We start from the raw sequence: 20349 nt of genomic DNA on the forward strand, positions 1-20349 counted from the left end.
TGTTGATCCCGTACCTGTTGAAGCTCTTGCAAGGACTGGCGGCCTACCGCCCCCAGAACGACGGCATGAACAGACCGATCAGCGCCAGCAGTTCCAGACGGCCCGCCAGCATGCCGATCACGATACCTATTTTGGACACCGGGTCGAGACCGACGATCGAGATTGCCTCCACAGTGACATAGGTCGCCGCCTGCCCCGCATTGCTCATGGCACCAATGGCCAGGGCGAGCGCGGTCGGCAGGTCGTGCCCATCCAGATCGATCAGCAAGGCCAGAACAGCAACCGAAATGGCAAACAGGATCACATAGTTCCAGGCCGACCTTAAGACAGCGGATTCAACACGATATCCGCCATAGCTGACCAGCTTGATGCCGTTCGGAAACGACAGGCGCGCCAGTTCGGCGCCGCCCTGGCGGATCAGCAGCGCAAAGCGCATGAGCTTGAAGCCCCCCGCTGTCGAGCCTGCGGCACCGCCGATCATCATCAGGGTCAGCAGGACAACGGACACGCCGGTCGGCCAGGGAACGTCGATCACACCGGACTCCATGGAAAGTCCCACGAAACCTGTCGTCGAGGCGACGGACGCGACCGAGAAAAGTGCGGCCCCCAGCGATTCCAGCGGATCGCCGCCCGTGGCTGACGCATGAACCAGCGCGATGAGCGCCGCCGATATCAGGCAGAGCCGGCCGAAGGCCCTGAACTCGGGATCGGCGTAATAGACCCGCCACCGACCGTGGCAGGCCGCCCAGTGCAGCGTGAAGTTCAGTGCCGAGCCCCACATGAAGACGACCAGGATCGCCATGCTGATGGAGGAGAACCCGGCCACACCCTCGGACGAGGTGACGAAGCCGCCCGTCGAGATCGTGCTCATGGCATAGCAGAGGGCATCAAATGGCCGCACGCCGCTGAGCCAGAGCAGCAGCGCACAGGTCAGCGTCATGATGCTGTAGACCCACCAGATCGCGGAGAGTGTGTCCTTCAGGCGTCCCGAGAGCGCCGTGCTGTCGCCGGCCGGAATGGCGCTGCGGTATACCGCCAGCCCGCCCAGGCCGAAAAGGCCCAGCAGCACGACGGCGAGCATGATGGTGGCCAGCCCCCCCATCCACTGCAACTCGGCCCGCCAGAACAGCAGCGACCGCGGCAGCGCTTCAGGCGTGTCAAAGACACTGAAACCGGTGGTCGTGAGACCGGACATGGATTCCAGGAAGGCATCCAGCGGATCGGCAACCGTCAGAAACGGCAGGGCACCGAAGACCGGCAGCATGACCCAGATCATGACGGCGAGCAGAAATGCCTCCCGCCGACCGGTACGGCGATGCGTGGAACTCAGGGAGACGACAGTCAGCGCGCCCCCGACCATGGCCGTGATCAGGGCCGAGACGAGGAAGGTGAAGGGTGTTCCCGTCTCCCCGTAGAACAGCGCGACGGGAATCGGCAGCAACATGGCTGCGGCGAAGATCACCGTGGACCAGCCAAAGATCGCTATGACAGCCGTCAGCGCCATGCCCGATTTCCCTGCCTGTGCTGCGACCTGCGCATCATGTGATGGTGGTCTGTCAGAAGAAGTCGAGACCGACGGCCAGCAGCTTCTCCAGTTTCTTCACGCTTTCCCTCAGGGCGAAGAAGATCACCCGGTCATCGCGTTCGATGACCATGGTTCCCCGCGGTTTCAGTACCGCCTTGCGGCGCACCACGGCACCGATGATGACCCCCTCCGGCAGCGCGATTTCCCGCAATGGCTTGCCGACGAGAGCGGATGTTTCAAGCGCCTCCGCCTCCATGACCTCCGCCACGCCGTCACGCAGCGAATAGACACTCTTGATCCGCCCGCGCCGGACATGGCGCAGGATACTTGAAACCGTCGTGGCGCGGGGGTCAATGGCGACGTCGATGCCCAGCGATCCCACCAGCGACTGATAGGCCTGGTTGTTCACCAGCGTGATGGCCGTGTCACAGCCAAGCTGCTTGGCCATCAGTGATGCAAGGATATTGGTCTCGTCGTCATTGGTCAGCGCGACGATGGCATGGGCGGAGGCAATGTTGGCCTCTTCCATGATCTCCGTATCCAGCGCGTTGCCACAGATCACGACGGCCTTGTCCAGTTTCTCGGCCACCAGTTCCGCCCGTGCCCTGTCCGCCTCCACGATCTTCAGATTGACCCGGCCTTCCTGGTGTTCCAGCGCATTGCCGAGGAAGAGTCCGATGTTGCCGCCGCCCACGATCACGACCCTCTGGGCCTCATTCTCGTCATGGCCGAACAGGGGCATGGCGCGGGCCGCATGGTCGGTGTCGACCACGAAGTAGACATCATCCCCGGGCAGCATCTGGTCAACGGAGGTGGGAACGAACAGTTTCCCCGCCCGCACGATGCCGGTGACGATGATGTTCAGGTTCGGGAACAGTTCGGTGAGCTGACGAAGCTGCTGGTGCGCGATGGGGCAGTCATTGTCGATATGGACGCCGATCATCCGGACCAGATCGTCGGCGAAAGGCAGCATGTCGAATGCGCCCGGCATGTGCAGGGCGCGATTCACCGCTTCGGCCACCTCCCGCTCCGGCGAGATGATCACGTCGATGGGCATGTGGTCACGGGTGAAGAGATTGGAGAACGAGGGGCGGAGATAGCTCTGCGCCCGGATGCGGGCAATCTTGGTCGGCACATCGAAGATCGAATGTGCCACCTGGCAGGCCACCATGTTGACCTCGTCCGCGAAGGTCACGGCGACCAGCATGTCGGCGTCGGCAGCCCCTGCCCGGTCCAGCATGTCGGGGTGCGAGGCAAAGCCCACCAGCCCCTGGACGTCATATGCCTCACTGATCCGGCGGATCAGTTCAGGGGACTGGTCGATGATGGTCACGTCGTTGCGCTCCGCCGCCAGATGGCGCGCAATGTTGGACCCGACCTGTCCCGCTCCGCAGACAATCACCTTCATGAAACGCCAACCCGTCGACTGCAGCATCGCGACGCGAACGGAATTGTCCGGGCCGACAACGCATCCTAGTGGGATTCAGCTTGTGATGGAATTCGAACCGTTTTCCGCTGCGGAACCTACTGACGCGGCCCACGGGTGGAGATGCTGTCCGATCTACCGTCCGCGCTCCGACGAGACACCCAGCAGTTTCAGCTTCCGGTGCAGGGCGGAGCGCTCCATGCCGACGAAGGCCGCCGTCTTGGTGACATTGCCGCCGAACCGGTCGATCTGCGACAGCAGATACTCCCGTTCGAAGATCTCCCGCGCCTCCCTGAGTGGCAGGGACATGATCTCCTTGCCCGTATCGGGGCGCAGCGTGGCCGCAGCCGGATTGGTGATGTCCGGCGGCAGCATTTCCAGCGTGATCGGGGAGCGGGATTCGCCCGGCGCCATGATCAGCAGCCGCTCCACCACATTGCGCAACTGGCGTGCATTTCCGGGCCAGTCACAGGCCTGCAACGCGGCAATGGCTGCCTCCGCCACCGGGCGCGGTGCGAGGCCAGAGTTCTCTGCCGTGCGCCGCATGAAATAGTCGACCAGGGCCGGAATATCCTCCCGCACCCTGCGCAGCGGCGGCACATTGATCGGCACCACGTTCAGACGGTGAAACAGGTCACCGCGGAACAGGCCCTCTTCAACCAGTTGCGGCAGGTCCCGACTCGTCGAGGAGATGACACGGACATCGACACTGACGGGACGACTGCCTCCGATGCGCTGAAAGGTCTGGTCCAGCAGGACACGCAGGATCTTGTTCTGGGTCTGCACCGGCATGTCGGAAACTTCGTCGAGGAACAGGGTTCCGCCGTGCGCGCGTTCCAGCAACCCGATCTTTCGGGGGCCACCGGCAGAATCCTGCCGTGCTTCCTCCCCGAACAGTTCCAGCTCCATGCGGTCGGGTTCGATGGTGGCCGCGCTGACCACGATGAACGGACCGCCGGAGCGGCGCGAGCGGTTGTGCAGGTTGCGCGCAACAACTTCCTTGCCGCTGCCAGGCGGACCCGAAACCATGACACGGCTGTTGGTCGGGGCCACGCGCTCGATCTCGCTGCGGAGGGAAACCATTGGCGCGGATTCGCCGATCAGGTCGGTGTTGCGCCCTGCCCGGCTGCGCAGTTCTGCATTTTCCTGGCGCAGACGGGTGGCTTCCAGCGCGCGTTCGACGATCAGGGTCAGGCGATCCGCCTTGAACGGCTTCTCGATGAAGTCATAGGCACCACGCTGAATGGCAGCCACAGCGGTCTCGATGGTGCCGTGGCCGCTGATCATGACGATAGGGGTCTCAGGCACCATCTGCTGGATCACCTCCAGGATCTCCAGCCCGTCCAGTCGACTGCCCTGCAGCCAGATATCCAGAATGACCATTGATGGTGCGCGCTCGCTGACGGCGGCCAGCGCCTCGTCCGCATTGCCTGCCACGCGTGTGACGTAGCCCTCGTCCTCCAGAATTCCGGAGACCAGCTCCCGGATGTCAGCTTCATCATCGACGATCAGTATGTCCATCGGTCGCCAATACCCTCAAATCCTGTTCGCCCGCATCGCTCTCCGGCGCAGGGTGCCTCAGCGGGAAGCAGAGGCGGACCTCTGCCCCCGGTCCGTCGGGTGCATCACCAATCTGCAACACCCCGGAGTGCTCCTCCATGATCTTGCGGACGATCGCCAAGCCCAATCCGGTACCCTTATCTCTTGTGGTCACATAGGGCTCGGTCAAGCGGTCCCGCGCGGTTTCAGGGAGTCCAATACCATTGTCCGTGACTGCTATCACCGCGACATCATTGTGGCATTTCAGTGTCACCCGTATCCGACCGGCCTCAGTGCCGTTCTCCCGGCCTGAAATGGCTTCAGACGCGTTCTTCAGGACGTTCGTCAGCACCTGGGCGACCTGTCTGCGGTCGCAGATCAGAGGTGATTCGAGTGCCTCGAGTTCAAGCTGGTAGTCGATGTCGGGGTTCGCGACCTCCGCCGCGAACGCCGACTGGCGGATGAGGTCCGCCAGATCCTCCGGGCGGAACACCGGGGCCGGCATTCTGGCGAAGGCCGAGAACTCCTCGATCATCCGACCGATGTCACCGACCTGCCTGACGATGGTGTCGGTGCATTGAATGAAGATCTCCGGATCTGTCGTTATCTGCTTGAGATACTTCCGTTTCAGACGTTCTGCGGAGAGCTGGATCGGTGTCAGCGGGTTGCGGATCTCGTGCGCGATGCGGCGCGCCACGTCGGCCCAGACCGCCATACGCTGGGCAGAGACAAGGTCCGTGATGTCGTCGAAGGTCACGACATAGCCCAGCACCTCGCTGTTGCGGCGCTCGGCACCGACGCGGACAAAGAATGTCTTCGACGTGCCTTCGCGGCTGATGCTGATCTCGCCTTCCGCCAGCCGGTTCGGACGGTCGGTCGCATCACGCAGCAGGTCAGCCATCTCAGGCACGGCCTCGTCCAGGTGACGTCCGACAAGATCAGACTGCGACAGACCCAGCAGCCGACTGGCCGAACGGTTGGGCACGTCGATGAAGCCGCGCGTATCCAGCCCGATGACACCGGCAGTGACACCCGCGAGCACGGTCTCCATGAACCGCCGGCGTTCATCCACCGTCCGGTTGGCCAGTTGCAGTTCGGCCTGCTGGTTCTCGATCTGTCGCGCCATCCGGTTGAAGGTCCGGCCCAGTGTCTCGATCTCGTCGTCCTCTCCGGTGTTGACGACGCGGGCGGCCAGATCGCCCTCCCGCACCCTTTCGGCGGCCACCACGACGCCACCAAGCCGCCGGGAGATGCGCGTGGAGAACGTCAGCGCCAGCCAGACGGCCGCGAGCATCAGCAACACCGTGACCACCACGAACATCAGGAAGAACGTGAGTTCGAAGCCGAAACGCTGGGCCGCAAGCCGTTCATAGTCCTCTGCCGCCTGACGGGCGCGCTGGACCTGTGCCGCCACCCGTGGCTCCACGAACCGTCCGACATAGAGGTAGACCTGATAGACCCCCAGATACCCGTCGAGCAGGATCAGCGCGGCGGACTTGTCATCCGGCAGTCCGGTCAGCGTGTTGGGTGACAGGGCGTTGGATGTGTCGGACAGCATCACGACATCGCCCCGGTCTGCTTCCTCGATCGCCGACAGCGGCACCTGGTCGGCAAGACCCGTGGAGCTCAGGCTGGTCTGGGCCAGAATGGTGCCGCTGCGATCAAAGACAATGGCCTCGCTCAGCCCGCGCGCACCGGCCTGGGCACTGACAACACGGTTCAGCAAATTCCGGTTGTCCTGCACCGATCCGGCGACGCGATTGAGATCCTGCGCCATGGCCAGCGCATCGGCGCGGATGGTCGCGCGATGTTCGGTGATCAGCGATTCCGCGACAGCGACCGACTCGGCGACGGCCTGCTGCGCCCGCTCACTGAACCAGCCCTCCAGCCGCAGGTCGAAGAACAGGGTGGAGAACCCCGCGACCAGCAGCGCGGGAACCACCGCCGCGGCGGCAAACAGGCTCGCCAGGCGCATGTGCAGGGCGGCACCGGCCATGCCGGCCCGCTGCGCCCGCCAGATGCGCCAGACCCGCGCAACGATGACCACGACCAGCAGCACCAGCACCAGCACATCGAAGATGATCAGCAGCGGCGGCAGTTCGGCGACGCTCTGCAGCGGCGCCTCGGTGCGGAACAGGGTCGCATAGGTCGCCGCCCCCGCCCCCAGCGCCAGGGCCGCCAGCCCGAACGCACCCAGGCGACCGACCTCCATGTCCAGCATCCTGTTGCGCAGGCGGATCACGGCAGGTGTCCTGGATTCTTGGGCGGGCGCGGTCATGGGTTTCCGGAATCAGTGCCTCAACACGTCCCGGACTATAGGCCAGCTTGGCTGCGGGCGTCAGGGGGTGGCTGATGCCTTGGCGTCAGGCGATCCGTATCAGTCGAAACCGGCACCGCGAACCACGCGGATATCCAGTTCACGGATCTTCTTGCGCAGCGTGTTCCGGTTCAGGCCCAGAAGATCCGCAGCGCGCAACTGATTGCCCCGCGTCGCGGCCAGAGACAGGTTGATCAGCGGCTTTTCCATCTCGCGCAGGACGCGGTCATACAGCCCGGCCGGAGGCAGATCCTCCCCATGGGCGGTGAAGTACTGCGACAGATGATATTCGATGGCGGAACCCAGACTCTCGGACGCCGGACTGTATTCCTCCGCCGGTGACGGCAGCGGATCGGCCAGTTCACGCTCCACGATATCGACCGTGATGGTCTCGTCGGAATAGAGCGCGGCAAAGCGCCGGACCAGATTCTCCAGTTCGCGCACATTCCCGGGCCAGCGGTAGCTGATCAGGCGGTTCATGGCGTCCCTGTCGACGGTCTTGGCGGGCAGCCCCTCCTCCGACGCGCGATTGAGGAAATGGCGGATCAGGTCCGGGATATCCTCCGAACGTTCCCGCAGCGGCGGCAGGCGGATCGGAACGACGTTCAGGCGATAGTAGAGATCCTCCCGGAACAGCCCCTGGCCGATCTGCACCCGGAGGTCGCGGTTGGTCGCGGCGACGATGCGGACATCGGTACGAATGGAGGTACGTCCGCCAACCGTCGTGTACTCGCCCTGCTGCAGCACGCGCAGCAACCTGGTCTGCGCCTCCAGCGGCATGTCCCCGATCTCGTCCAGGAACAGGGTGCCGCCGTCGGCCTGCTCGAACCGGCCGGAGCTCTTCTGCAGCGCGCCGGTGAAGGAGCCCTTCTCGTGTCCGAAGAGCTCGCTTTCGATCAGTTCACGTGGAATCGCGGCCATGTTGATGGCGACGAAGGGGCCATTGCGGCGCTTGCCGTATTCGTGCAGCGCGCGGGCCACCAGTTCCTTGCCGGTGCCGGACTCACCGGTGATCATGACGGTCAGATCGGTCGTCATCAGGCGCGCCATGACGCGATAGATTTCCTGCATGGCGGGGGAACGGCCGATCAGCGGCATCGCTTCCTCGCCCTCGATCCCCACTTCACCACCGGTTCCCGTAGGCGCGCTCAGCGCCCGCTCGACGATGGTCAGCAGTTCCTTCAGATCGAAGGGTTTCGGCAGATACTCGTAGGCGCCGCGCTCCGTCGCCTTGACCGCCGTCAGCAGGGTGTTGCGGGCACTCATGACCACAACGGGAAGATCAGGCCGCAGCTTCTTGACGCGGGGCAGCAGATCGAGACCGCTCTCGTCAGGCATGACCACATCCGTGATCACCAGATCCCCTGCCCCGTCGGAGACCCAGCGCCACAATGTGGAGGCGTTCCCGGTCGAGCGCACATCGTACCCCGCGCGTCCCAGTGCCTGGTTCAGCACGGTACGGATACCACGATCATCGTCGGCGACGAGGATGGACGCTGGTGTCATCGTTTTCTCTTCCCTCGGTTCTGAACAACGGGCAGATGAACCCGGAAACGGGCACCGCGGGCCATGTTGTCGGCCTCCACGATGCCGCCATGATCGCCAACGATCTTCGCGACGAGTGCGAGTCCCAGCCCGGTTCCGCCGGGACGGGTCGAGACAAAGGGATCGAAGAGATTCGGTCTCAGATCCTCGGGAATGCCGTCGCCATTGTCGGATACAGTGACCTCGAGCGGCAGTTGGATACGCTCCCGGCTGCCCGGCAGGGCCAGCCGCACACCATGACGGTAGGCCGTGTTCAGGTGAATCTCGCCCTTCTTGCGCGGTACCGCCTCGGCAGCGTTCTTCACGAGGTTCAGGAAGACCTGGATCAACTGGTCCTTGTCGCCCGGGATCATCGGCAGGGAGGGGTCGTAGTTCTCGATGATCTTGACGTGGGAGGCGAACCCGTTCTCCGCCAGGCGGCGCACCCGTTCCAGCACCTCATGGATGTTCACCGGCTCGCCTTCCAGTGGGCTGGGGCTGGAGAATGCTTCCATGCGATCGACCAGGGCAACGATACGCCCCACCTCGTCAACGATCAGGCGGGTCAGGTCGCGGTCTTCCTCCGAAGCATTGGTCTCAAGCAATTGCGCCGCGCCACGGATGCCCGACAGCGGATTCTTGACCTCATGCGCCAGCACGGCCGCCATGCCGGTGACAGCCCGTGCGGCACCGCGGTGGACCAGCGACTGGTCCATCTTCGACGCCATCGACCGCTCATCGATCTGGATCACCACGGCACCAGAATCATCGTGGAGTGGCGACAGCTTGATGTTGACCGTCTTGACCTCCGTCCGGGCGCCGCCGAGCAGGATGCCGTATTCGGACACAGCGCCCGTGCTGTACTGTATCTGCTCGAACAGCGACAGCATCGGACTGCCGAAGGGGATGATGTCCTGCAGGCGATTCTTCTTCAGCGCCGCCTGCCCCATGCCGAAGAACTCCTCGGCCGCAGGATTGGCGCGCAGTATGGCTCCCCCCTTGCCGGCGACGAGTATCGGGTCAGGGATCGTGTCGAGGATGGCGGAGGCATCGATGCGGCCCATCATGCCGCCCTGGCCTGCACGGCCATCCGGTCGGCATCTGTCCCGAAATGCCGTGCGACGGCATTCAGAACGACGTCCGGGTCTTCCGCCGTCATCACTTCGGCCCGGAATGCGCCGGGATCATCAAGGTGCACCGAATACCAGCCGAGATGCTTGCGCGCGATGCGCACCATCGGCCAGGTGTCGCCGCTGTCGATCAGGTCGCGATAGTGCGTCAGCAGCAGCGCACCGATCTCAGGCACCGTCGGCACGGTGAACGTCTGACCGCGCAAGGCCGCGATGACCTGTGCCGGGAACCAGGGTCGCCCCTGGGCGCCACGTCCGATCATCAGACCGTCGGCACCGGACTGCTGCAGGCAGGTCCGCGCCTCCTCGACGGTCGTGATGTCTCCGTTCGCGACAACCGGAATGGCAACAGCCCGCTTCACATCCGAAATGAAACGCCAGTCCGCCCGCCCCTTGTAGAACTGGCAGCGGGTGCGCCCGTGAACCGTGATCATGCGAACGCCCAGATCCTCCGCAATGCGGGCGAGTTCCGGGGCATTGCGGCAATCATCGTCCCAGCCGGTCCGCATCTTCAGCGTGACCGGAACCCGGGCGGCGGCAACCACCGCCGCGATGATGCTGCGGGCCTGATCCAGGTCGCGCATCAGTGCGGAACCGGCATAGCCACCGGTGACCTGCTTGGCGGGACAGCCCATGTTGATATCGACGATGTCCGCGCCTTGATCGACCACGAAACGTGCAGCATTCGCCATGATCGCCGGGTCACGACCGGCAATCTGGATCGCCTGCACACCACTTCCGTCGTGGCGAAGCATGCGACTGGTTCGGTCCTGACCACTCAGGACATGGCGACCGGCGACCATCTCCGCGAACGCCAGACCGACACCGAAATGCTTCACCATTCGGCGGAACGGCGCATCCGTGATACCCGACATCGGTGCCAGCATCACAGGATCGCTGATCCGGTGTCGCCCGATAGATATGCTCATAAATCACTCAATCGCAAACAGTGCGCAACTCTTGTGCAAATATGCGGCAGCCTACTGGCGCTTGCAAGTTATTGCTGCCCTTGTGAGCAGCACACCTTTCGCGCTAATCCAGTCGCAAGTCCCGCGCCACCCCCTTTTCCGTCAATGGCAGGAAGCAATGCAAACAGCTGCACTGATTGTCGCAGCCGGTCGCGGCACACGCCTGGGCGGCGAATTGCCGAAACAGTATCTGCTGCTGGACGGCGAACCGGTCCTGCGGCGGACTGTCTCCGCCTTCCTGGCGCATCCGCGCATCGACCAGGTCCTGGTGGTCATCGGTGCCGGACAGCAGGATCTCTACGACCAGGCCCTCAGCGGCCTCGACCTGCTGCCCCCCGTCGTCGGCGGTGAGACACGACAGCAGTCCGTCGCGGCAGGTCTGGCTGCACTGGCCGGATCGGCACCGACACATGTGCTGATTCATGATGCCGCGCGCGCCCTGATCGATGATGCACTGATTTCCCGGGTCTGCGATGCGCTGGAGAGCAGCCCTGCGGTCCTGCCCGCGCTGCCGGTGGTCGACAGTCTCAGCCGTATCGAAGGTGATCAGGTCGTCGGCACGCAGGACCGGGAGCATCTGGTGCGCGCGCAGACCCCGCAGGGCTTTGATTTCGCGGCGATCACCGACGCGCATGGCAGAATGACGGGCCAGGCCTTCAGCGATGATGTGGCGGTGGCGCGCGCTGCGGGTATGGTGGTGCGGGTGGTTGCGGGGACGGAAGACAACTTCAAGATCACCATCGCCGACGATCTGAAACGGGCCGAAAGCCTGCTGCGTCAGAAGGGCCAGAACAACGTGGAGACAAGAACCGGTTCGGGCTTCGACGTGCATCGTCTTGCCGATGACAGGGCAATGGTGCTCTGCGGCCTGCCGATCCCGCATCCGCAAGGACTTGCCGGCCATTCCGATGCCGATGTGGCCCTGCACGCGATCACGGATGCCGTCCTGGGGGCGATGGCAGAGGGCGATATCGGCGATCATTTTCCCCCTGAGGACAATCGCTGGAAGGGTGTCAATTCGGATATCTTCCTGCGCTATGCCGCATCGCTGCTCCAGCTCAGGGCCGGCAGGGTCATCAGCATCGATCTGACGATCATCTGCGAGGCACCGAAGATCAAGCCGCACCGGCAGGCGATGCGGGAGAATGTGGCCGCCATTCTGGGGATTCCGGTGCACAGGATCAGCATCAAGGCCACCACGACGGAAAGGCTGGGCTTCACGGGCCGAAGGGAAGGCATCGCCGCCCAGGCCATCGCCACCGTTGAACTGCCACGTGATCCGGATACCTTCGAAGCCTCATGATCATCCAGAGAATCGCAACATTCCTGGCCACGTTCGGCTATTCCGGTCTGATCCGGCCTGCACCGGGCACCTGGGGTTCCCTGGCCGCATTGCCCGTTGGCTGGCTTGTCATGTGGCTTGGCGGCCAGGTCGCGCTGATCGTCGCCATAGTCGTGACGTTTGGCGTCGGTCTGTGGGCGGCGCGGGCGCACATGCGGGCACACAGGACGATGCATGACCCGTCCGAGATCGTGATCGACGAGGCTGCGGGCCAGTGGATTCCGCTGCTGCCCTTCACGGCCTTTGATCCGGTCGGCTATCTGGTGGCGTTCGTCAGCTTCCGCCTGTTCGACATCTGGAAACCGGGGCCGGTCGGCTGGGCCGACAGGCGGCTGAAGGGATCGCTGGGCGTGATGGCTGACGACATCGTTGCGGGCATCTTTGCCGGAATCTGTGTGCTTCTGCTACAGTATGCGACAGGAGTGTTCGGATGATGACAGAGCGCCTGATATCGGATGCCGCTGAATTGCTTGCGTACATGCGCGAGCGGGAGCTGATGCTTGCAACCGCCGAAAGCTGTACGGGCGGCATGATCGCGGGAATCCTGACGGAGGTTGCGGGATCCTCGGATGTCGTGGACCGGGGGTTCGTGACCTATTCCAATGAAGCCAAGCAGGACATGCTAGGTATCCCGCCTCCCCTGATCATTGAGCATGGTGCGGTCTCCGAACCGGTGGCCGTCGCCATGGCGGAGGGCGCCTTGCGCAACAGCCGGGCCGATATTGCCGTTTCAGTGACCGGCGTTGCGGGACCCGGGGGCGGCACGGCCACAAAGCCTGTCGGTCTGGTGCATATCGCCTGTGCCCGCCGAGGCAGGGACACCGTGCATCAGCGTCATCTCTTCGCGGATCGCGGTCGGGGCTGGATCAGGCAGGAAACCGTCGCACAGGCATTCCGGATCATGGCGCAGCAGGCCCGGATCTGATCAGCGCAGGCTGACGTCCGGTGTCATCAGACGGGTACCGGCCTCGGCCGCCAGATATTCCCTCAGCTTCTCGACACTGATTTCGGGCTTGCCGGTCGCGACAGCCGCGAAATCGCCAAACCCTTCCTGAACGGCCTCCAGGAACCGGTCTTGCGGTGAACCACCCGGGAACTCCACCAGATGAACTTCCCGCTCGGCCGCCACGCCAAGCCGCTGACGGATGATGCCAAGTGCGGTTTCGAGTCCACCGGTGGCATCGACCAGCTTGCGCCCGAACGCCTGTGAACCGGTCCAGATCCGCCCTTGGGCGGCAGCCTCGACCTGAACCTCCGGCAGCTTGCGGGCTTCACCCACCAGATCCTTGAAGGTTGCGTAGATTTCGTCCACGCGACGCGCCAGGCGGTCCTGCTGGTCTGCGGTGAACGGCGCAAAGGGTGAGAACATCGCGGCATTGCGGTCACTGCGCACGATCTCGAAGCGGACGCCGTAGTCTTCCAGCAGATCAGCCACCACGACCTTCCCGCTGATCACGCCGATCGATCCGGTGATGGTGGAGGGATGCGCGACGATGGCATCGGCCCCGATGGCGATGAGATAGCCCCCGGAACCGGCAACATTGCCCATGGATGCGACGATGGGCTTGTCGATTTCCCGCATGACCGCACGGATGGCATCGGAAGCGCCGTAGGCCCCGCCGGGACTGTCGATCCGGATCAGGATGGCATCGATCTCCGGTTGATCCGCAGCGGCCTGAAGCTCCTCGATCAGTTGCCCGTCGGTTATGACACCGCCGCTGAATCCGCCACCTTCACCGCCCATGATCTGGCCGGTCGCCGTGATCAGGGCAACTTTCGGCGCGCCCGCGTCCAGCGGATGGGCGAGTTCGGGCAGGTAGGTGGCGAAATCGATCTGTCCGCCGTCGCTTGCTGCCCCGGCACGATGAAACACGCGGGCATAGTCGGCACGATCCACCAGACCGCCGGCGAGGGCAGCCGCCGGGTTCAGCAGCGCCTCAGCCACCAGGACCCGGACCTGTTCCGTGTCCAGCCCCCTGCCCGCAGCAATGTCGTTCAGGGCGGAGCGGTGAACATCCGCAACCAGCTCCGCAAAGGCCGCGCGCACCGGACCCTGCATCTCGCGGCGACGGATGAAGTCGGCAGCGGTCTTGTAGTCCCGGCGGGCCTCGATCTGCGGGCTGATTCCCAGGTCATCGGCCAGTTCCCCCGCATAGGGCATTTCCAGCGCGACACCAATGACAGCGAACTCTCCGGATGGCGACATCCAGATCTCGTCGAAACCACTGGCAAGACGATAACGTGCGAGATCATAGCTCTCGGCGAACACCCGCGCGGGTTTCCCGGCTTCCCGGAAACGCCGGATGGCGGGCAGCAGCGCCTCCACATCCGTCTGGCCCAGGTTGGCCAGCGAAAGATCCATGTCGAGCGCCCGGATACGGCTGTCCTGCGCTGCACGGTCCAGCACCCGCACCAGTCGGGTCAGCGTCATCGCGTCGCCGCGCACGAAACGGGCAAAGTCACCACTGGACGGCTTCTCTGGCAGGTCCCCGACAATCGCGATATCCAGCAGAGCACTGTCGGGCAGCTCCTCGTCGGCCTGCTCCCAGGGTGCGAGGGTCAACGTGGCAACGATTCCCGCGACGACCAGCAGTCCGATCACGAAGACGCCTGCCTTCAGGAACAGCCAGATACCCCTCAGGAACCGCCCGACAAATCCCATGGGTTCAGCGCGCCTGCGCGTGGTATTCGCGGTTGGGCATCATGTCGATGGCGCTCGCCATGCGATTGGTCATGTTGTAGAAGGCCGCGGTCGCCGAGATGTCCCAGATATCGCGGTCCGTGAACCCGGCGTCGCGCAGGGCCTGGCGGTCGCTGTCTTCCATCTTCTGCGGTGTTTCTGTCAGCTTCGTCGCGAAATCCAGCATGGCCTTCTGCTTCGGCGGCAGGTCTGCGGCGCGATAGTTCATCACCATCAGTTCGCCCAGCGCCGGATCACCGGAGAGCTGGCGTACGGCGGCACCATGTGCGGTCAGGCAATAGAAGCACTTGTTCACGGAACTGACGGCGACGGCGATCATCTCGCGCTCCAGCTTCGTCAGGCCGGATTCGCCCAGCATCAGGTCGTTGTACATGGCGGTGAAGGCATCCAGCTTCGCCGCGTCGAAGGAATAGGTGGCGAGCACGTTCGGCACCATCCCGAGCTTTTCCCGGCAGATCTCGAAATACTTCCGGGTCCGCTCCGGCAGTTCCGCATCGCTCGGCACCGGCACATCAAGTGCGTGTACGTAATCAGGCTGGGACATGTCCCCTACTCCCCTTCGGATGGTGTCTGGTTCTGCGCACGGGCGCGCAGCAGATGGTCGGCCAGCACGATGGCCATCATCGCCTCCCCTACCGGCACCGCGCGGATGCCGACGCAGGGGTCGTGGCGACCCTTGGTGATGATCTCGGTATCATTGCCGCCAGTATCAACCGTCTGTCGCGGTTGCAGGATGGAGGAAGTCGGCTTGACCGCGAAGCGACAGACAATCGGCTGACCGGTCGAGATGCCGCCCAGGATGCCGCCCGCATGGTTCGAAAGGAACGCCGGCGCGCCATCCCGCATGCGCATCTCGTCGGCATTCTCCTCGCCGGTCAGGGCAGCGGCCGCAAACCCCTCCCCGATCTCGACCCCCTTCACGGCGTTGATCGACATCATGGCGGAGGCCAGATCCTGATCCAGCTTGCCGTAGATGGGCGCACCAAGTCCGGCAGGCAGCCCCTCCGCCACCACCTCGATCACCGCGCCGACCGAACTGCCCGCCTTGCGGATACCGTCCAGATAGGTCTCCCAGCGTTCCGCCGTCTGCGGATCGGGACACCAGAACGGGTTGCGGTCGACCACGTCCCAGTCCCAGGCGTCGCGGTCGATGGCGATGTCGCCAACCTGCACCAGCGCGCCACGCACACTGACACCGGGACCCAGCACCTTGCGGGCCACGGCACCGGCGGCAACGCGCGATGCCGTCTCCCGCGCCGAAGAGCGTCCGCCGCCGCGATAGTCGCGGATGCCGTACTTGGTCATGTAGGTGAAGTCGGCATGCCCTGGGCGATACTTGCCGCTGATGTCGGAGTAGTCCTTCGAGCGTTGGTCCACGTTCTCGATCATCAGGCTGATCGGCGTCCCCGTGGTCTGCCCCTCGAACACCCCCGACAGAATCCGGACAGCGTCCGGTTCCCGCCGTTGGGTGGTGAAGCGGTTCTGGCCCGGACGGCGACGGTCGAGCCAGACCTGAATGTCGGCTTCATCCAGCGCGATCAGCGGCGGACAGCCGTCAACCACACACCCCAGGGCGGGGCCATGGCTCTCCCCCCAGGTTGTCATCCGGAAAAGGTGACCGAAACTGTTGTGTGACATGGAACCGGTAGCGTCAGGCGGTCATGTCGGGCGCATCGACGGCCTTCATGCCCACCACGTGATAACCCGAATCGACGTGCAGGACCTCTCCGGTCACGCCCTCACCCAGGTGACTGATCAGGAACAGTGCGGAATTGCCGACCTGTTCGATGGTGACATTGCGCTTCAGGGGCGCATTCAGTTCGTTCCAGCGCAGGATCTGGCGGAAGTCGCCGATGCCGGAAGCAGCCAGGGTCTTGATCGGGCCTGCCGAAATCGCGTTGACCCGGATATTCTTCGGCCCCAGATCAACCGCCAGATAGCGCACGCTCGCCTCCAGCGCCGCCTTGGCCACGCCCATGACGTTGTAATGCGGCATCACCCGTTCGGCGCCGTAGTAGGTCAGCGTGACCATGCTGCCGCCATCGGTCATCAGTGGTTCGGCACGGTTGGCGATCGCCGTGAAGGAATAGCAGCTGATCAGCATCGAATTGCGGAAGTTCCCGGCGCTGGTATCCACATAGCGCCCTTTCAGTTCGTCCTTGTCCGCATAGGCGATCGCGTGAATGACGAAGTCGAGCTTGCCCCACTTCCGTTCGATCTCGGCGAACAGATCGTTGATGCTGCCCTCATCCGTCACGTCGCACGGCATGACGAAATCACAGTCGATGGACTGGGCCAGTGGCACGACACGCCGTTTCAGCGCATCCCCCTGATAGGTGAAGGCCAGTTCGGCGCCAGCATCCGCTGCCGCGCGGGCGATCCCCCAGGCGATGGAGCGATCGTTCGCGACACCCATGATCAGGCCCTTCTTGCCGGCCATCAGCCCCGTGCTGTTACTCATTCCGCTCAAAGCCCCTCGACTGTCGGTGATGCAGAACGCAAGGTATCCGCTATCTTCGCGACAGGCCACCCGCGCGCAACCGTGCCCTGGTGACCGTCGGATTCGTCCGTTAACGACTTCGGGGACTTATAAGCAGTGGATCGTGAAAAGGCCATCCATCAGGCAACCTACGCGCTGAAGGAAGCAGGCGGATTTTCCCGCTATGTCCTGACGCGCTTCGGTGACAACAACCTGACCCAGGTCGCGGGCGCGCTCACCTTCACGACCCTGCTGGCGATGGTGCCACTGATGGCGATCTGCTTCGCCATTCTGGCTGCCTTCCCGGCGTTCGACGGCATGGAGGCAAAGCTCGAGTCGTTCATCTTCGAGAATTTCGTACCCCATGCCAACGACGTGGTGCGCGAATATCTGGGGACCTTCCGCCAGAACGTCGGCAAGCTTTCCGCTGTCGCCATTGTCGGCCTGATCGTTACCGCGGTCATGCTGCTGGTAACGATCGAAGGGACCTTCAACCGGATCTTCCGGGTGGTGCGACGCCGGGGAATCGTCACGCGGCTGCTGTCCTTCTGGGCACTGCTGACCGTCGGCCCGATCCTGTTCCTGCTCAGCCTGACCCTGACCAGCGCATTGTTCGCGATGGCGAACAGTACCGGCGCGCAGGAAATCAGCTTCGTCGTCAACCGGCTTGCCCGCCTGGTGCCGCTTGTCCTGGCCTTCGGGGGCTACCTGACCCTGTTCGTGGTCCTTCCCAACCGGCATGTCCTGCTGCGGGATGCGGCTGTCGGGGCAATCTTTTCGGCGGTGCTGTTCGAATCGCTGAAGGCGGGTTTCGGCCTCTACATCACGGCGTTTCCGACCTATCAGGCAATCTATGGCGCGATCTCGGTGCTGCCGATCCTGCTGCTGTGGATATGGCTGGTCTGGATCGTGACCCTGGCCGGAGCCTCCATCACGGCGGCAATGCCGGAATGGCAGGGCCGAGGCAGCGTCGATCTCGACCGCGCGCCCCGTGTCGGGCGGCTGGCCATGGCGGTGGAGATCCTGCGTCTGCTGCGGAAGGTGCATCCGTCCGGCGAGAGCGTGCGCACCCAGGCGTTCATCCGCCGCATCCGGACAGCGCCGAACCTGATGGAAACGATGCTGTCGCAGCTGGAGAAGACCGGCTATGTCGCCGAAACCCGGCGCGGTCGATGGGTGCTGGCGCGGGAACTGGACGGTCTGACGCTCTACGACCTGATGCTGGCGCTCAAGGTCCAGACCAGCCAGCCGCTGGTTGCCGGCAGCGTTGTCGCCGGGCTGGAGGATGTGGTCGATTCCTCCATCGCCAGCGAGCGGCAGACCTTCGATATCCCGCTGAAGGAAATTCTCGACGGCGGCGGGGCGACGCCGGTGAAGACCTGAGCGTGATGAGGTTCTGGACCCGATTGTCCGAAGTCGATAGAAGTCGCGCCAGCAGCGCGCGGGACAATCACGGATCGGCAAGCACACGACGATGACGGCCTCTGCCTCCCTTCCACACCAGTCCCTGCAATACCGGCCTGCCATCGACGGCTTGCGTACCATCGCGGTGCTGTCAGTCGTGATCTTTCCCTTTCAGCGTGACTGGCTGCCCGGCGGGTTCGTCGGAGTGGACATCTTCTTTGTCATCTCCGGCTTTCTGATCACCCGCATCCTGGCGGTGGAGATCGTTACCGGCGACTTCTCGCTCGGTCGCTTCTACAAGCGCCGCATCGCCCGCATCATGCCGGCATTCATGGTCGTGCTGGTGGCAACCGCAATCGGGGCGCTGTTCATCTATACGGACCGGGACATTGCCTCGCTTGGCGCCAACATCGTTGCCGCCGCCTTCTCGGTCATCAATGTCAAGCTGCTGCTGCAGGGCGACTATTTCACCCTCTCCGCACTCGCACAGCCCCTGCTGCACTATTGGTCGCTGGCAGTGGAAGAACAGTACTATCTCGTGTTTCCGCTGCTGCTGTTCGGGTTCTCCCGACTGACGAAGGGCATGTTGCTGGGGACGCTGGCGCTGCTGATCGCCAGCCTCGTCGGCTGCATCCTGCTGACGCCGGTTAACAATGAAGCCGCATTCTACCTGTTGCCGACGCGTGCCTGGGAACTGCTGGGCGGTTCGCTGCTGGGTGTGGTCGCGTTCGAGCGCTGGCAGGCTCCGCGTCCCATATCGACCCTGATCAGCCTGGCGGGCATTGCCGCAATTGCCCTGGCCTTCGCGATCATCCATGAAGGTCCCGAATTTCCGGGCATCCAGGCCATTCTGCCGGTCATCGCCACAATGCTGCTGATCTCCCAGGCCCATGTCGCGGACAATCCGGTAAACCGGACACTTTCCCTGAAGCCCTGCGTCTGGATCGGCAAGCTTTCCTATTCGATCTATCTCTGCCACTGGCCGATCTTCTCCCTTGTCGGCTATGCGATGTTCCTGGCGGACCCCACCCTGACGGCACTTGTGAAGATCGGGATACTGATCGTGGCCGCCATCTCGCTGCATTACCTGGTGGAACGCCCGATGCGCCGGCTGATCAATGGCTGGCGCGGCAACCTGGCCGTGTTCGGCGCAACCCTGGTGGTCGTGGCGCTCGCCGCGCTTGGCGGATACCAGATGCGCCAAACCTGGTATCCGGCAGCCGATGCCGACCGGATCGCGAGCGGTGGATTGTTCATCGACCATGGCGGTGACCGGACAGTCACCCTGATCGGTGACAGCCATGCGGCCATGTATGCGCGCACACTGAACCGGGTCACCTCCGAACTGGGCGTGAACCTGCGGGTACTGGCCAGTCCGTCACGCAACCATCTGCCGGGGGCGCAGGCTTCGCTCTGGCCCGACATTCAAAGGGCGATCGAGGACTATCCCCCCGATGTCGTGATCATGACCCACAAGTGGTCGTTCATGCTGGCGCCCGGCAGTCCGGCGCTGTGCGAGAGCCTGCGGTTCCTGGTGCCCAGGACAGGACAGGTCATCCTGCTGACCCAGCCTCCGTACCTGCCCTTCTCCGCGCCGAGAGAGGTCGTGAGCAGGGACAACCAGGGTCCCTTTCTCGAGCCGGAGAACATCCATGAACTGCGCATCACGGGCAATCGGTCGGTCCGCGCGGCGGTCGGCGCAGGGGTCGCCGTGGTCGATGTGGCACCTCTGTTCGAAGGCGAGGGGCGGGTCATCCGCGCGCTGAATGCAGATGGCGCCCTGCTCTACCAGGATGCGCACCACCTGTCGGATGCCGGAACCCGAATTCTGCATGACCGGTTCACGCAAGCGATCAGGGAGGCGCTGGAACGGTCTCCAGACGCCATCGCCCCCGCCTCGCCATGCCTGAGCAGCGGCGACTGATCGCATTCAGCGACCTTGCCCGCGACAGTTGGCTCGGCATAGATTGCCCGTCGTATTCCAGAACATATCG

General features: G+C 63.8%; 16 protein-coding genes. 5 read left to right on the top strand and 11 right to left on the bottom strand.

All coding sequences use genetic code 11. The annotated features are described in order from the left end of the window. Nucleotides 1-43: 43 nt before the first annotated feature. From QGV55_RS08605 to dusB, 7 genes are all read right to left on the bottom strand, one after another. Complete coding sequence (locus QGV55_RS08605; protein WP_281017233.1) at nucleotides 44-1504, bottom strand: potassium transporter TrkG; 1461 nt, start codon at nucleotides 1502-1504, stop codon at nucleotides 44-46. Nucleotides 1505-1556: 52 nt separating this feature from the next. Next, on the bottom strand, nucleotides 1557-2933 hold the full coding sequence (gene trkA, locus QGV55_RS08610; protein ID WP_281017232.1) for a Trk system potassium transporter TrkA: 1377 nt from the start codon (nucleotides 2931-2933) through the stop codon (nucleotides 1557-1559). Nucleotides 2934-3086: 153 nt separating this feature from the next. Beyond that, a complete protein-coding gene (locus QGV55_RS08615; protein WP_281017231.1) occupies nucleotides 3087-4472 on the bottom strand; it encodes a sigma-54 dependent transcriptional regulator in 1386 nt (461 codons plus the stop codon). Further along, complete coding sequence (locus QGV55_RS08620) at nucleotides 4450-6732, bottom strand: PAS domain-containing sensor histidine kinase (RefSeq protein WP_281017230.1); 2283 nt, start codon at nucleotides 6730-6732, stop codon at nucleotides 4450-4452. Before QGV55_RS08620 ends, QGV55_RS08615 begins: the two co-directional genes overlap by 23 nt. 135 nt (nucleotides 6733-6867) lie before the next feature. Continuing rightward, nucleotides 6868-8313, bottom strand: a complete 1446-nt coding sequence (gene ntrC, locus QGV55_RS08625; protein ID WP_281017229.1) for a nitrogen regulation protein NR(I) — start codon at nucleotides 8311-8313, stop codon at nucleotides 6868-6870. Then, entirely contained in the window at nucleotides 8310-9398 is a 1089-nt protein-coding gene (locus QGV55_RS08630; protein WP_281017228.1) for an ATP-binding protein, read from the bottom strand. The genes ntrC and QGV55_RS08630 overlap by 4 nt, the downstream gene beginning before the upstream one ends. Further along, complete coding sequence (gene dusB, locus QGV55_RS08635; protein ID WP_281017227.1) at nucleotides 9395-10390, bottom strand: tRNA dihydrouridine synthase DusB; 996 nt, start codon at nucleotides 10388-10390, stop codon at nucleotides 9395-9397. The genes QGV55_RS08630 and dusB overlap by 4 nt, the downstream gene beginning before the upstream one ends. Nucleotides 10391-10547: 157 nt before the next feature. On the opposite strand from dusB, the gene QGV55_RS08640 reads away from it, so the two are divergent. Genes QGV55_RS08640 through QGV55_RS08650 form a run of 3 tightly spaced genes read left to right on the top strand, consistent with a single transcriptional unit; the run spans nucleotide 10548 to nucleotide 12696 of the window. Further along, on the top strand, nucleotides 10548-11732 hold the full coding sequence (locus tag QGV55_RS08640) for a bifunctional 2-C-methyl-D-erythritol 4-phosphate cytidylyltransferase/2-C-methyl-D-erythritol 2,4-cyclodiphosphate synthase (protein WP_281017226.1): 1185 nt from the start codon (nucleotides 10548-10550) through the stop codon (nucleotides 11730-11732). Then, entirely contained in the window at nucleotides 11729-12205 is a 477-nt protein-coding gene (locus QGV55_RS08645) for a phosphatidylglycerophosphatase A (protein WP_281017225.1), read from the top strand. The genes QGV55_RS08640 and QGV55_RS08645 overlap by 4 nt, the downstream gene beginning before the upstream one ends. Next, complete coding sequence (locus QGV55_RS08650) at nucleotides 12202-12696, top strand: CinA family protein (RefSeq protein WP_281020136.1); 495 nt, start codon at nucleotides 12202-12204, stop codon at nucleotides 12694-12696. The genes QGV55_RS08645 and QGV55_RS08650 overlap by 4 nt, the downstream gene beginning before the upstream one ends. On the opposite strand, the gene sppA is transcribed toward QGV55_RS08650, so the two are convergent. From sppA to fabI, 4 genes are read right to left on the bottom strand one after another with little or no spacing between them, the layout of a single operon-like run. Then, entirely contained in the window at nucleotides 12697-14433 is a 1737-nt protein-coding gene (sppA, locus tag QGV55_RS08655; RefSeq protein ID WP_281017223.1) for a signal peptide peptidase SppA, read from the bottom strand. Between the two features lie 4 nt (nucleotides 14434-14437). Continuing rightward, a complete protein-coding gene (locus tag QGV55_RS08660; RefSeq protein WP_281017222.1) occupies nucleotides 14438-15016 on the bottom strand; it encodes a peroxidase-related enzyme in 579 nt (192 codons plus the stop codon). A 5-nt stretch (nucleotides 15017-15021) separates the two neighbouring features. Next, nucleotides 15022-16110, bottom strand: a complete 1089-nt coding sequence (aroC, locus tag QGV55_RS08665) for a chorismate synthase (RefSeq protein ID WP_348637622.1) — start codon at nucleotides 16108-16110, stop codon at nucleotides 15022-15024. Nucleotides 16111-16123: 13 nt separating this feature from the next. Then, nucleotides 16124-16933 carry an enoyl-ACP reductase FabI gene (gene fabI / locus QGV55_RS08670; protein ID WP_281017220.1) on the bottom strand — a complete coding sequence of 270 codons (810 nt, stop codon included), beginning with the start codon at nucleotides 16931-16933 and terminating at the stop codon, nucleotides 16124-16126. Nucleotides 16934-17068: 135 nt separating this feature from the next. On the opposite strand from fabI, the gene QGV55_RS08675 reads away from it, so the two are divergent. Together QGV55_RS08675 and QGV55_RS08680 are read left to right on the top strand one after the other, a co-directional pair. Further along, nucleotides 17069-18334 carry a YihY family inner membrane protein gene (locus tag QGV55_RS08675; RefSeq protein ID WP_281017219.1) on the top strand — a complete coding sequence of 422 codons (1266 nt, stop codon included), beginning with the start codon at nucleotides 17069-17071 and terminating at the stop codon, nucleotides 18332-18334. 91 nt (nucleotides 18335-18425) lie between these two features. Further along, complete coding sequence (locus tag QGV55_RS08680) at nucleotides 18426-20279, top strand: acyltransferase family protein (protein WP_281017218.1); 1854 nt, start codon at nucleotides 18426-18428, stop codon at nucleotides 20277-20279. Nucleotides 20280-20349: the final 70 nt, after the last annotated feature.

The organism is Minwuia sp. IMCC3009 (genome assembly GCF_029909415.1).
GTDB lineage: Bacteria > Pseudomonadota > Alphaproteobacteria > Minwuiales > Minwuiaceae > Minwuia.

Excerpts from the sequence above, each read along its gene's own strand:
- aroC (WP_348637622.1), bottom strand. The coding sequence starts at position 16,110 with ATGTCACACAACAGTTTCGGTCACCTTTTCCGGATGACAACCTGGGGG.
- QGV55_RS08605 (WP_281017233.1), bottom strand. The coding sequence starts at position 1,504 with ATGGCGCTGACGGCTGTCATAGCGATCTTTGGCTGGTCCACGGTGATC.
- QGV55_RS08615 (WP_281017231.1), bottom strand. The coding sequence starts at position 4,472 with ATGGACATACTGATCGTCGATGATGAAGCTGACATCCGGGAGCTGGTC.
- dusB (WP_281017227.1), bottom strand. The coding sequence starts at position 10,390 with ATGAGCATATCTATCGGGCGACACCGGATCAGCGATCCTGTGATGCTG.
- QGV55_RS08650 (WP_281020136.1), top strand. The coding sequence starts at position 12,202 with ATGATGACAGAGCGCCTGATATCGGATGCCGCTGAATTGCTTGCGTAC.
- QGV55_RS08660 (WP_281017222.1), bottom strand. The coding sequence starts at position 15,016 with ATGTCCCAGCCTGATTACGTACACGCACTTGATGTGCCGGTGCCGAGC.
- sppA (WP_281017223.1), bottom strand. The coding sequence starts at position 14,433 with ATGGGATTTGTCGGGCGGTTCCTGAGGGGTATCTGGCTGTTCCTGAAG.
- QGV55_RS08640 (WP_281017226.1), top strand. The coding sequence starts at position 10,548 with ATGCAAACAGCTGCACTGATTGTCGCAGCCGGTCGCGGCACACGCCTG.
- ntrC (WP_281017229.1), bottom strand. The coding sequence starts at position 8,313 with ATGACACCAGCGTCCATCCTCGTCGCCGACGATGATCGTGGTATCCGT.
- QGV55_RS08630 (WP_281017228.1), bottom strand. The coding sequence starts at position 9,398 with ATGATGGGCCGCATCGATGCCTCCGCCATCCTCGACACGATCCCTGAC.
- fabI (WP_281017220.1), bottom strand. The coding sequence starts at position 16,933 with ATGAGTAACAGCACGGGGCTGATGGCCGGCAAGAAGGGCCTGATCATG.
- QGV55_RS08680 (WP_281017218.1), top strand. The coding sequence starts at position 18,426 with ATGACGGCCTCTGCCTCCCTTCCACACCAGTCCCTGCAATACCGGCCT.
- trkA (WP_281017232.1), bottom strand. The coding sequence starts at position 2,933 with ATGAAGGTGATTGTCTGCGGAGCGGGACAGGTCGGGTCCAACATTGCG.
- QGV55_RS08645 (WP_281017225.1), top strand. The coding sequence starts at position 11,729 with ATGATCATCCAGAGAATCGCAACATTCCTGGCCACGTTCGGCTATTCC.